This window comes from Rhodococcus sp. BP-241 (assembly GCF_019836145.1).
Classification (GTDB): Bacteria; Actinomycetota; Actinomycetes; order Mycobacteriales; family Mycobacteriaceae; genus Rhodococcoides.
The window spans coordinates 79,609-90,340 of record NZ_JABUEI010000005.1 but is presented as its reverse complement, the minus strand read 5'-3'; the positions used below and the strand labels follow the sequence as shown (position 1 = coordinate 90,340).

At 67.0% G+C, this 10,732-nt stretch carries 15 protein-coding genes; 6 read left to right on the top strand and 9 right to left on the bottom strand.

The annotated features are described in order from the left end of the window. Window positions 1-77: 77 nt before the first annotated feature. Window positions 78-665, bottom strand: a complete 588-nt coding sequence (locus HQ308_RS12355; RefSeq protein ID WP_222639687.1) for a TetR/AcrR family transcriptional regulator — start codon at window positions 663-665, stop codon at window positions 78-80. Between the two features lie 111 nt (window positions 666-776). On the opposite strand from HQ308_RS12355, the gene HQ308_RS12350 reads away from it, so the two are divergent. The 4 genes from HQ308_RS12350 (at window position 777) to HQ308_RS12335 (ending at window position 4,945) form a co-directional block, all read left to right on the top strand. Then, window positions 777-1,415, top strand: coding sequence for a VOC family protein (locus tag HQ308_RS12350; RefSeq protein ID WP_222639689.1), 639 nt, complete (start codon window positions 777-779; stop codon window positions 1,413-1,415). Window positions 1,416-1,440: 25 nt separating this feature from the next. Next, window positions 1,441-2,367: a fumarylacetoacetate hydrolase family protein gene (locus HQ308_RS12345; protein WP_222639691.1), complete on the top strand. Its 927-nt coding sequence runs from the start codon at window positions 1,441-1,443 to the stop codon at window positions 2,365-2,367. Next, window positions 2,364-4,145 carry an FAD-dependent monooxygenase gene (locus HQ308_RS12340; RefSeq protein ID WP_222646548.1) on the top strand — a complete coding sequence of 594 codons (1,782 nt, stop codon included), beginning with the start codon at window positions 2,364-2,366 and terminating at the stop codon, window positions 4,143-4,145. Before HQ308_RS12345 ends, HQ308_RS12340 begins: the two co-directional genes overlap by 4 nt. Before the next feature lie 71 nt (window positions 4,146-4,216). Then, window positions 4,217-4,945: an SDR family NAD(P)-dependent oxidoreductase gene (locus tag HQ308_RS12335; protein ID WP_222639697.1), complete on the top strand. Its 729-nt coding sequence runs from the start codon at window positions 4,217-4,219 to the stop codon at window positions 4,943-4,945. A gap of 1 nt (window position 4,946) precedes the next feature. Here HQ308_RS12335 and HQ308_RS12330 read toward each other — a convergent pair whose 3' ends face one another. The 7 genes from HQ308_RS12330 to HQ308_RS12305 all read right to left on the bottom strand — a co-directional run bounded on the left by HQ308_RS12330 (window position 4,947) and on the right by HQ308_RS12305 (window position 8,095). Continuing rightward, on the bottom strand, window positions 4,947-5,513 hold the full coding sequence (locus HQ308_RS12330; protein WP_027504369.1) for a hypothetical protein: 567 nt from the start codon (window positions 5,511-5,513) through the stop codon (window positions 4,947-4,949). Between the two features lie 78 nt (window positions 5,514-5,591). Continuing rightward, a complete protein-coding gene (locus HQ308_RS12325; RefSeq protein WP_261776060.1) occupies window positions 5,592-5,948 on the bottom strand; it encodes a cyclophilin-like fold protein in 357 nt (118 codons plus the stop codon). A 137-nt stretch (window positions 5,949-6,085) separates the two neighbouring features. Next, a complete protein-coding gene (locus HQ308_RS22615) occupies window positions 6,086-6,259 on the bottom strand; it encodes a hypothetical protein (RefSeq protein ID WP_261776059.1) in 174 nt (57 codons plus the stop codon). Continuing rightward, the gene (locus HQ308_RS22610; RefSeq protein ID WP_261776058.1) at window positions 6,256-6,420 is read right to left on the bottom strand and encodes a hypothetical protein; all 165 of its coding nucleotides are present in this window, start codon (window positions 6,418-6,420) and stop codon (window positions 6,256-6,258) included. Before HQ308_RS22610 ends, HQ308_RS22615 begins: the two co-directional genes overlap by 4 nt. 111 nt (window positions 6,421-6,531) lie before the next feature. Then, a complete protein-coding gene (locus HQ308_RS12315) occupies window positions 6,532-6,822 on the bottom strand; it encodes a YrhK family protein (protein WP_308115770.1) in 291 nt (96 codons plus the stop codon). Window positions 6,823-6,831: 9 nt separating this feature from the next. After that, window positions 6,832-6,978 (bottom strand): hypothetical protein, encoded by a 147-nt coding sequence (locus HQ308_RS12310; protein ID WP_197027715.1) that lies wholly within the window; start codon window positions 6,976-6,978, stop codon window positions 6,832-6,834. Between the two features lie 70 nt (window positions 6,979-7,048). Further along, a complete protein-coding gene (locus HQ308_RS12305; RefSeq protein WP_308115769.1) occupies window positions 7,049-8,095 on the bottom strand; it encodes an NAD(P)-dependent alcohol dehydrogenase in 1,047 nt (348 codons plus the stop codon). A 119-nt stretch (window positions 8,096-8,214) separates the two neighbouring features. Between HQ308_RS12305 and HQ308_RS12300 the strand changes: the two genes are divergently transcribed. Further along, complete coding sequence (locus tag HQ308_RS12300; protein ID WP_222639705.1) at window positions 8,215-8,787, top strand: TetR family transcriptional regulator; 573 nt, start codon at window positions 8,215-8,217, stop codon at window positions 8,785-8,787. Window positions 8,788-8,803: 16 nt separating this feature from the next. On the opposite strand, the gene HQ308_RS12295 is transcribed toward HQ308_RS12300, so the two are convergent. Next, window positions 8,804-9,529: a YoaK family protein gene (locus HQ308_RS12295; protein WP_222639708.1), complete on the bottom strand. Its 726-nt coding sequence runs from the start codon at window positions 9,527-9,529 to the stop codon at window positions 8,804-8,806. Between the two features lie 207 nt (window positions 9,530-9,736). Here HQ308_RS12295 and HQ308_RS12290 point away from each other — a divergent pair, with 207 nt between their 5' ends. Further along, window positions 9,737-10,690 carry a manganese catalase family protein gene (locus HQ308_RS12290; RefSeq protein WP_222646547.1) on the top strand — a complete coding sequence of 318 codons (954 nt, stop codon included), beginning with the start codon at window positions 9,737-9,739 and terminating at the stop codon, window positions 10,688-10,690. Window positions 10,691-10,732: the final 42 nt, after the last annotated feature.

Below are 10,732 nucleotides of genomic sequence, written 5' to 3'. Positions count from 1 at the left end.
CGCGCACGATGGCTGTCGCGACACGGCGCCGCACGTTGCGTTGTGCACGTGCCCACCGCCACGAGGGATGCGCGGCGTCAGTGCCCGGTGACCACGCCGAAGGCTCTCACCACGAGGTCCACGACGTCGTCGAGCGACAGGTCGTCGCGCTCGACGTACTCGTCGGCCGCCCGGTCGAGGAATCCCGTCCAGGCGACGACCGCCGTCTGCATCACCGGAGTCAGGGGCTGCTCCAGTCCGACGATGTCCGCCACCTGACGCGCGCCTGCCGCGCGTGCCTCGCGGAGCGCACGTTCGACGGCCTGATCTCCCAGCACGCCCTCGACGACGACGCGGACGTACAGCGTCCGATGGTTCTCCAGAAACTCGATGTGCCGTCGGACGAAACCGTCGAGGCGTTGCTCCGGAGTCTGCTCGTCCACCCTCGGGCTCTGGTGATGCACCAAGCGCGACAACACGTCTGCGAGCGCCGCGGCCACCAGGCCCTGCTTGTCGGTGAAGTAGTAGAACAGCAACCCGTGGGCCACGTCGGCCCGCCGGGAGATGGCGGCCGCGCTGATGTCCGCGTCGCCGCCCTCGCTCATGAGGGCGATGGCCGCATCGATGAGTGCCTGTCGACGATCCCGTCGCGGACGACGCGCGCCGTCGGGGGGGTTCGCGGACATGGCACCGAGGGTAGTGCACCCCGCCCCGCACCTCGAGCACGAGTCAATTTCTTGACTGACAGTCAAAGTGCTCGTAGCGTCGCGGTCACTTCCCCACGACGAGAGGCGACGATGAACGCGACGGGTGACCACACCGGCTCGGCCGGTCTCGGCAGGCACGGACCGGATCGCATCGCCCACTGGGTGGTGAAATCGACTCGCACCGACGAGATGGTGCGGTGGTACGGCACCGTCTTCGGGGCGCAGGTCGCGTATCAGGACGACGAGATCACGTTCCTGACCTGGGACGACGAGTCGCACCGCCTGGCGATCATCGCCGTGCCCCCGGTTCTGCGGCTTCTCTTCCCGCTCGCGAGGCTCAAGCGCAAGGTCTACGGCATCGACCACATCGCGCTGACCTTCACGTCCCTCGAACGGCTGCTCGAGAACTACGTGCGGTTGAAGCGCCAGGGCATCCGCCCGGTCTGGTCCATCAACCACGGCCCGACCATCTCCCTCTACTACGAGGATCCCGACGGCATCCGACTCGAGTTCCAGGTGGAGAACTTCGACCCGGATCACACCGCGGCGTTCTTCTACAGCGACGAGTTCGCCCGCAATCCGATCGGCGTGAACATCGACCCCGACTACCTGCTGAGCCGACTGCGCAACGGCGAGTCGCCGAAGGAGCTGCGGCGGCGGGAGGCCGGGACCAGGCCGGGCCGACCGGTCGTGGCGAACAAGAAGACCATCTCGTTCCGTACCTTGTGATCCCTTCTCGAGAAAGCGAATCACCATGCCCGTGAACATTGTTCGCACTGCCGAGGGATGGTGGCGCCTGCACGGTGAGACCGCGGCCCGGATCGACACCACGGCCGACACCACCCGTGATCTGCTCGCCGATCGTGCGGCCGTCGAGAGCGCACACGGCGAGGACGCCGTCGTGGCGGATCTCGACGTCCTCTCGCCGATCACCGCACCGTGCCGCGTCGTGGCTCAGTTGCTCAACTACCGGTCGCACGCGCTGGACATCGGAGCCGACCCGGCAACGCTGTACCCCACGTTCTTCCGGAAATCGTCGGCCTCCATCAGCGGCCCCAACGACCCGATCCGCCAACCCGCCGAGGTCGCCCTGCTGGATCACGAGATCGAGCTGGGCATCGTCATCGGGGCGGACGTCCCTGTCGGGACCACGGTCACGCAGGACACCCTGCCGCACTACGCCGCGGGGGTGGTCGTGGCCGACGACGTGTCGGCGCGCGAGATCCAGCTGACCCGCGTCCAGGTCTACGAGAGCAAGTCGTATCCCACCTTCACGCCACTCGGCCCGCGACTCGTCCTGTTCGACGCAGCAGACTGGGCGCGGCTCCCCGAGTTGCACATGACCCTGTCCGTCAACGGCGACGTCCGTCAGGATCAGACCATCGGCGATGACCTGATCACGCCACCCGCCGAGGCACTCACCCGCCTGTCTCGTTTCCAGTCCCTCTCCGCAGGAGACGTTCTCCTGACGGGCACGCCGGTCGGAACCGCCATCTCCGCCCCACCGAAGATCGTGCAGAAGATCGGCGAACTCCTTCCGCCGGCGGTCAAGTGGAAGATCTTCTTCGCTCGACAGGCGCGCAATCCCCATTACCTCTCCGTCGACGACGTCGTGACCGCCACCATCCGCACGGCCGACGGCACCATCGATCTCGGCACTCAGCGGACCGTCGTCCGATGACGACTCCGGTGGTGATCGTCGGCGCGGGACCGGCAGGCGCCACAGCCGCACTGCTGTTGGCTCGCAGGGGTATCCGCACCGTTGTCCTGGAGCGTCGAGCCACGCCGCTCTTCCATCCGGCCGCACACGTGATCAATGCCCGCACGCTCGAGATCTGGCACGAGTACAGCCCCGATCTCGCGTCGGTCATCGCGTCGATGTCGCCTCCGCACGACGAGGTGAACCTCATCAGTTGGTTCGGCGGCATCGGCGACGGCCCCATCGGGTCCATCGACCTGCTGTCCGATCCCGAGCGGAAAGCAGTCGTCGAGAGCCAGAGCCCGTACATGGTCTCGCACATCGGACAGCACCTGCTCATGCCCGTGCTGTGGAACGCGCTGGACGAGGACCCGCTCATCGACTTCCGCCGCGGCGTCACGGTTCTGGATGTCGAGTCCACACCCGAGGTCGCCCGAGTGCGAACGCGCAGTGGAGATGACGACGGAGAGCTGACCGCTCGGTACGTCTTGGGGTGCGACGGGGCCAACAGCCCTGTTCGCGATGCCAGTGGAATCGACCTCGACGGGCCGGTCCTGGCGAACATGGGCAGCGCGTTCTTCACCTCGCACACGCTGTTCCCGGACGACGCTCGTCCACTTCTGAGCTGGATCTACACGCCGGATCTGTGCGGCGTCCTGATCTCGCACGCCGATCACCGGTACATCCTCATGACGGCCTACCTGCACCCGGCCCAGGAGATCGCCGCGAACAGCCGCCAGTTCTGGGCCGACATGTTGCCGAAGATGCTCGGTGACAAAGACTTCGAGCTGGAGTCGACCGGCACCTGGGTGATGACGTCGCAGACCGCGGACTCGTTCCGCCGCGGGCGGCTCCTGCTCCTCGGTGACGCTGCGCATCGGTTCCCGCACACCGGCGGCTTCGGCCTGAACTCCGGGGTGCAGGACGCGCACAATCTCGCGTGGAAGCTCGACGCGGTGCTGTCCGGCACTGCCTCTCCCACTCTGCTCGACACCTACGAGACGGAACGCCGACCGGTGGTGGAGAAGTTCGCGGAGCAGAGTGTGGCCAACCATTTCCGGCTCGACGACATCGGTGGACGCATCGGCATCACCAACAGGATGCTGGCGGTCGCGACCCGGGTCGCGGCGCGTGCACCGCTCGCGTCGCTCCCCGACCGGCTCGTCGCGCCGATGGCCACGGCGATGATGCGTCGGCAGATGCGTCGAGCGCGGCGACTGCATCCTAGGGCTCCGGGTTCGACGGCACTGCGCGGGCAGATCGCGGAGGCGTTGCCCGGTCAGATCGAACACTTCGTCTCCACCGGTCTGCAGTTCGGCTATCTGCACACGAGCGACCTCGTCGCCGACGACGACTCTGCAGTGCGGCCGCCCGAGGACGTGGTCGACTATCTCCCCACCACCTACCCCGGCGCCCGGCTTCCCCACGCGATGATCTCGACGTGCGGGCTCACCACGGGCATCCACGACGTACTCCACCGGACCTCGTTGACCCTCCTCGCCCTCGACGGCGACGGGTGGGAGAACGAGCTCGGCACTCACCGCATCGTGGGCCCGGGCGTCGTGGTGGTCCCCGTCGACGCACCGGATCCCGCAGACCGACGTCGACTGATCGACCTGCTGGAGGTCGGCGAGAAGGGAGCCGTGCTGGTCCGCCCGGACGGGCACGTGGCCTGGCGTACGACCTCGCCGGCGTCGTCGGGTGTGGCCGAGTTGACGAGGTTCCTCGAACGCTGGCGCCAGCACTATCCGATGCGGTGACAGCGGCATGTCGAGGGTTCCGCGCTCCGATTCCTTCGGCAGCACCGGAACCGGCGGGGTTGACTGTGCCCATGACTGACACGAGGGTCGCCATCGTGACCGGCGGTGGACGCGGGATCGGACGGGCCATCAGCCTGGCCCTGGCCCGCGCCGGGTGGGACGTGGTGATCGGCTACCACTCCGACGCGGACTCGGCCGACGCCGTCGCAGCTGACGTCACAGCCCTCGGTCGCCGCGCGTTGTGCTGCGCGGTCGACATCGTCGACGAGGATTCCGTCGCCGCGTTCTTCGCGGCAGCGGAGGCGTTCGGGCCGGTGACCGGGGTGGTGAACAACGCCGGCGCGGCCACCGCAGTGGGGCGGCTCGAGGACAACGACCTCGCGGCGATCCACCGGGACCTCGACGTCGACCTCTTCGGAGTGATCGTCTGCTGCAAGTTCGCGCAGGCAGCACTCATGAGACAGGGCGGTGGATCGATCGTCTCGATCTCGTCCGCGGCCGCGACGCTCGGAAGTCCGTCGAGGTACGTCCACTACGCGGCAGCGAAAGCCGGAGTCGACGCACTGACACTCGGACTGTCGAAGGAACTTGCCCCCGCGATTCGCGTGAACGCCGTGTCGCCCGGCACGATCTGGACCGACTTCCACCAGGAGCCGGACCGGCCTGCGCAGGTCGCCCCGACGGTGCCGCTCGGTCGAGCGGGCACCGTCGACGACATCGCGGGAGCCGTCGTCTGGCTCATGTCCGAGGACGCGAGTTACGTGACGGGTGCGGTGCTCCGGGTGGCCGGTGGACTGTGAACTACCTGCGGTGCGGACCCACCTTGTTCTCCGAGTTCTCGTAGTCCCCCCGGTAGAGGCGATTGCTGAACGGCTTCTCGTTCACGGGGATCTCGATGAGCCAGTCGTGCTCACGGATGTCACGCGGCCGATATGATCCCTTGAACGTCACGGTCACCGCGCCACCGCGTTCCGCAGCGGCCTCCTCGGTGGCCTCGCGACCGGTGTTGAACGTCTCGGCGAGGTCGCGACCGTCGTTGCCGACGATGATGGTCCCGTCGTGCACGAACTGGACGAAGGTGCCGTTCGTGGCCGCTGCGGTTCCGGCGACGGCCGACCCCAACTCGGGGTTCAGTTCGGCGACGAAGTCGGGGGTGCCCGGCGCGGCCTCGCGGTCGTCCGCTCGTACGTCCGCGTGGCGGGCCGGTGCGGGCGCGAGGGTGACGTATTGGCCGAGGGCACTGTGGCGTCCGCGATCAACGATGTCCCAGACGTGCGAACTCGAGGTGACCTTCACCCTCCCGTCGTGGAAGACGGTGACGCGGTCGGCGCCGTTGCTCAGAATCGTGCGCTTCGCGTTGGGGGGCATCCGGTAAGTATGCGCCCCGGGACCGTCCGCACTCACGCTCGGCTCCGAAGACATGGGCCGTGGTGAGGCCAGGCGCGATCAGTCGGCCGACGTGATGGTCACCGTCACCGTGCCACCGAGCGCACCGACCACGCCGACTCCGGACGGGTCCATGGTCCCGAGTACGACGATGCCGGGGAAGTAGCTTTGATCGCCGTAGTACAGAACGACGTCGTTCGACGGCGCGTAGTACCCGATGTCGCCGGGATCGGGATCCGCCCCTGAGGGAGACCCGTCCGTGCTCAGCACCGCCGGCAGCGGGCCCGTCTTCTCCACCCCGCCGTGATCCGACATCTCCACCGTCACGGGCAGAAGTGCCACGAGATCGCGGGCCGCCTCACTGTCGTTCAGGGTTCCGATCACCGTGGTGCCCTCGACGTCGATCGCGATGCGCATCGTCTCTCCGTTCGGTTCTGCGGCGGTCGGCTGCGTGGTCGCCGGTGACGACGCCGACGAACCGACGGTGTCGCTCTCAGCCGAGCAGCCGGCGAGCAGAGAGACTGCGGACGCGAGGGCAATCGCTCCGCGGCGCATCATCCACGCTCGTAGGTGACCCGGAAGCCGTGGGCAGGATCGCTCGGTGTCGGAACGAGAGTGTCACCATCCACCTCGTATGCACGATGAAGGGTCTGCCCGATGAGACCGCGCGCCGGAGCCGCCTCCACCGAGATCGTGAACGTCCCCGAGGTTCCGTCGGACTCGGTCACGAGATCATCGTGGAACGACTCGTACCACCTGCAGGGTCGACGCCGAGCCCGGTCATGCGCCACTCCCCCACCAGCGGGCTCGCCTCCTCCGACGCCGTACACGCCGCGCCCAGTGCGGGCACAGCGACCGCCGGCGCGGCAATCACGAACGGTCTCTTCACGGTTGGTACCTCGTCACGTCGGAGGGTTGGTCTGGCCCCACCAACGCTAGAGACGTGATCGCACGCGAGGGAGTCCCTACGAGGGCACCCTTTGCGGTCTCCCGACGACACTCAGAAGTCGAGGCTGTCCACTCCGTCGGAGCCACCACGTACTCGCCGAATGTGCACCCGTCGAACGAGGCGGATGACAGGTCGGACGAGCAACTCGATGCTCCCGACAAGGAAGAGGACTGTTCCGAGCTCGGTGGTCGACTCACAGAAGAACAGCACACTGCCCGCGATGAACCACACCGCGATCGCGATGTCGTTGACGATGCTGACCACTTCCCACCGCTGACGGACGATCAACTCGTCGTGTCCGATGGTGAGTGTCAGCGTCTTCCCGCTGGTGTCGATACCCACGGTCGCCGATCAGGAGTCGGTGTTCGCATCCCCGGGGTGCGGCACGTTCTCCTCGTCGACGTACGCGGTGTGCTCGGTGTCCTGCTCGTGCTCGCGCGGTCCGTCGTTGCTTCCGGCGGCGGGCACGGCGTCCGCAGCATCACTGGGCATCGTCATCGCGGGGTCCTGCTCTCTGATCGGTGGTCGGGTCACGCCCTGAATGCCCCGCGCCCCGATTCCGCAACCCTCAGGCGGGTGTGCCGTCGCCGACCAGATCACCCATGTCGAGCACGAACCGGTAGCGCACGTCTCCGGCCTCGAGGCGATCGAGAGCGATGCCGACGAGGGCCGACGGCAGCACCTCCACCTGCGCGGTGATGCCGTGGTCGCCGCAGAAGTCGAGCATCTCCTGCGTGTGCCGGCGACCACCGCTGCCGGACGAGCTCACCGATGTGCGACCGACCAGGAGATCCACCGTCTCGATCGAGACCGAGCCGAGGTGGCCCACCAGACAGAGGGTTCCGTCGAGCGCCAGGCTCGCGAGGTACGGCTGCGGATCGTGAGCGACCGGGATGCAGTCGACGACGAGATCCAGTCCGCCCTGCACCGCCGCCATCGCGGCGTCGTCGGTCGACCGTACGGTGTGGTGAGCACCCAGTTCCCGCGCCTCCTCCGCCTTGGCCGACGAGGTGGTGAACACGGTGACCTCGGCGCCCAGCGCCGCCGCGAATCGCACGGCGAGATGACCGAGGCCACCGATTCCGGCCACACCGACGCGCGACCCTGGACCGACGCCCCAGCGGCGCAACGGCTCCCAGACCGAGATGCCCGCGCACATCAGGGGAGCGACCGCGGCCGCGTCGAGGCCTTTCGGCCGGTGGTAGACGAAGCGATCCCGCACGACGTACTCCGCCGAGAAGGCTCCTGCCGTCGTCGATCCGTCGACGCGGTCCCGCCCGCCGTAGGTGAGGGTGGGGAACTCACGGCAGTAGTTCTCCTGCCCCGCAGCGCACATGTCGCACACGCCGCACGAGTCGACGATGTTGCCGACGGCCACGGGGTCCCCCGGGGCGAAGTCCGTGACGTCGCTGCCCACGCCGAGCACCGTTCCGACGAACTCGTGGCCCGGGGTGAGCGGGAAGGACCCCGCGTCGTCCCGGAGCGCGTGCAGATCGGAATGGCACACACCGCAGTGGCTCACGAGCACGGCGACGTCGTCGGCCCGCAGGTCCCGTTGCTCCACCGAGTCCCGGATCAACGGGGCTCCGGGTACGGATGCGCTGTAGGCGGCCACGGTTCGCACTGGATGTCCCTTCGACGTGGACCGGTCGGTGGCAACCAACTGTTTAGTTGGAAGCGTAACCGAGAACGATCGAAGTGACCAACCAGTTGGTCACTGCGTAGGCTCGACCCATGGGTGACGCCGCCGAGACGAGACGACGAATACTCCGTGCAGGGACGGCCGAGTTCGCCGAGCACGGCATCGCGGGGGCGCGCGTCGACCGCATCGCTGCGAACGCCGCCATCAACAAGTCGCAGATCTATGCGTACTTCGGCAGCAAACAGGCACTGTTCGACGCGGTCTTCGACAACCGGGTGGACGTCGACATGGCGGACGTCCCGCTCGACGCGGACGACCTGCCCGGATACGTCGCGGCCCTCTACGACATGTATATCGGCGATCCCGAGCTGGTGCGCCTGGTGACCTGGGCGCGGTTGGAGCGGACTCCGATCGGCCCCCTCTTCGCGCACCGCGAGGATGCCGGTCGCGCCGAGTTGGACGCCATCCGCGACGCACAGAAGCGGGGCACTCTCGTCGACGACGTCGCGGCGGAGGATCTCTGGTCGATGCTGGTGTCGCTCGCCGCCGCGTGGGCGCAGTCCGCGATCGTCCACACCGCGCACGCGGGTGAGAGCGCGTCCGACCACGATCGCCGACGAGCGGCACTGGCAACGACAGCGCGGAGGGCGTTCCACGCGATCTGAGCCGACGAGGCACCTGTCAGCCGAAGACCGTCTGCCGTTCGGTGTGGGTGAAGGTGAAGATCGTGGCGCCGAAGCTGAACAGCGCGGCGAGCAGGAGCACCTGGGGACCGGTGATGACGACGCCGATGAAAGCGCCGATCGCACCGCCGAGCGAGAACGACCCCAGCAGCATGAGGTAGCAGAGCCAGTCGTAGCGGGTTCCGCCACCGCACAGATGGCGTTCGATTCCCTGCCCCATCTTGACCAGCGTTCCGGTGACATAACTCAGCGGAATGTAGGTCTCCTCCTTCTTGGTGAAGGCGGTGTTCAACGCGCCGAGCGCGAAAGCGATGAGAAGGATCGGATAGAAGTTCACGTCGGCGGACGACCACCCGGACAGTGCGATGTCGATCGACCCCGCCACCGCGAGCGCGATCGTCGTCACCACGGTGGCACCGTGCGGATGGTTCGACCAGTACTTCCGTCGGCAGATCGACGCGATGACCACGCCGAGCAGGAACGATCCCATCAGAGCCAGTGCGGCCCAGGGAGATGCGCCCGGAGCCACCTCCTTGCCGGCGGGCTCACCGAAATGTCCCACGACCGCGCGTTCGGTATTTCCCGTCATAAAGGTGACGAAGTATCCGGCGGAATGCAGAAATGCGACGGCGCCGACCATCCCGGCGAGGCCCGACAGAATCCAGGACAACCGGGCTTCCGGGCCGACTGCTGTGTCACGGCTGATCGCCACAGATGAGGTCATACCTGTCATTCTCCGGACGGAATGTGCTCGGACGGCTCCGTGAGGCGTGTATCACAGAACAATAAAGATGCTTAACACCAGTGAAATGTGGTGGGTCACAACAGCGTTCTCCGAAGGCTGGAACAACACCGAAGGATTGAGGGTGGTCAGACTCGGGGCACCCGTGCTGCGTGGGCGGCAGTTCCGCCCCACGCCTGAGGAGGCCCCATGTATCTGCACGTACAGAAGCTGATCCACGACATCGTTCCCGACGAGCCCGATCCCGCCGCAGCGAACGCGCTGCAGGAGGGCCTCGGTGGTCAGTTCGGCGAAATGCGCACGATGATGCAGTACCTGTTCCAGTCGATGAACTTCCGCGGCGCCGCAGCCAAGCCCTACCGGGACCTGATCCAGGGCATCGGTACCGAGGAGATCAGTCACGTCGAACTCATCGGCACCACCATCTCTCGCCTGCTCGACGGGTCGCCGCGATACCAGGGCAAGCAGAACGATCCGCTCGACACACCGGGCGCGGGCGGCGCCGTGCCGCTGAACATCGCCCTGTCCGAGGGCAACATCCACCACTACCTCGTCGGTGCTCAGGGCGCGATGCCCGTCGACTCGGTGGGCAACCCGTGGAGCGGCAGTTACGTCTACAACTCGGGCAACCTCGTGCTCGATCTGCTGTACAACCTGATGCTCGAATCGACGGGCCGCCTGCAGAAGTGCCGCATGTACGAGATGACCGACAACAAGACCGCCCGGTCCACCATCTCCTACCTCATCGTTCGGGACCAGGCGCACGAGAACGGCTACGCGAAGGCACTCGAGACACTGGGTGTCGACTGGAAGAAGACGCTGCCCATTCCGAAGACGAACGCCGAGCAGTTCCCCGAGGTGCAGAAGCTCGTGGAGATGGGCCTGCAGAGCAAGCAGTACACCTTCGACCTCACCGGCGCGTCCGAGGCGGGCCGTATCTACCAGGGCATGTCGCCGTCGAAGGACGGAACGGATCTCGACGCGAGCGAACAGGCGCCGGCGGGTGCATCCCTCGACATCGCGCCCGAGCGACCGGAGGAGTTCGCACCCGGGCTCGATCCGGAGCTCATGGAGCTGATCCAGCAGACCGCAGAGATGGAGATGGCCGACATCGACGCCACGTTCGGCGAACTCGGGAAGTGATCTGACAGTTCACCGATGCGGCACTGCGCGACTCTCGTTCGC

Excerpts from the sequence above, each read along its gene's own strand:
- HQ308_RS12355 (WP_222639687.1), bottom strand. The coding sequence starts at position 665 with ATGTCCGCGAACCCCCCCGACGGCGCGCGTCGTCCGCGACGGGATCGT.
- HQ308_RS12350 (WP_222639689.1), top strand. The coding sequence starts at position 777 with ATGAACGCGACGGGTGACCACACCGGCTCGGCCGGTCTCGGCAGGCAC.
- HQ308_RS12345 (WP_222639691.1), top strand. The coding sequence starts at position 1,441 with ATGCCCGTGAACATTGTTCGCACTGCCGAGGGATGGTGGCGCCTGCAC.
- HQ308_RS12340 (WP_222646548.1), top strand. The coding sequence starts at position 2,364 with ATGACGACTCCGGTGGTGATCGTCGGCGCGGGACCGGCAGGCGCCACA.
- HQ308_RS12335 (WP_222639697.1), top strand. The coding sequence starts at position 4,217 with ATGACTGACACGAGGGTCGCCATCGTGACCGGCGGTGGACGCGGGATC.
- HQ308_RS12330 (WP_027504369.1), bottom strand. The coding sequence starts at position 5,513 with ATGCCCCCCAACGCGAAGCGCACGATTCTGAGCAACGGCGCCGACCGC.
- HQ308_RS12325 (WP_261776060.1), bottom strand. The coding sequence starts at position 5,948 with ATGCGCATCGCGATCGACGTCGAGGGCACCACGGTGATCGGAACCCTG.
- HQ308_RS12310 (WP_197027715.1), bottom strand. The coding sequence starts at position 6,978 with ATGACGATGCCCAGTGATGCTGCGGACGCCGTGCCCGCCGCCGGAAGC.
- HQ308_RS12300 (WP_222639705.1), top strand. The coding sequence starts at position 8,215 with ATGGGTGACGCCGCCGAGACGAGACGACGAATACTCCGTGCAGGGACG.
- HQ308_RS12295 (WP_222639708.1), bottom strand. The coding sequence starts at position 9,529 with ATGACCTCATCTGTGGCGATCAGCCGTGACACAGCAGTCGGCCCGGAA.
- HQ308_RS12290 (WP_222646547.1), top strand. The coding sequence starts at position 9,737 with ATGTATCTGCACGTACAGAAGCTGATCCACGACATCGTTCCCGACGAG.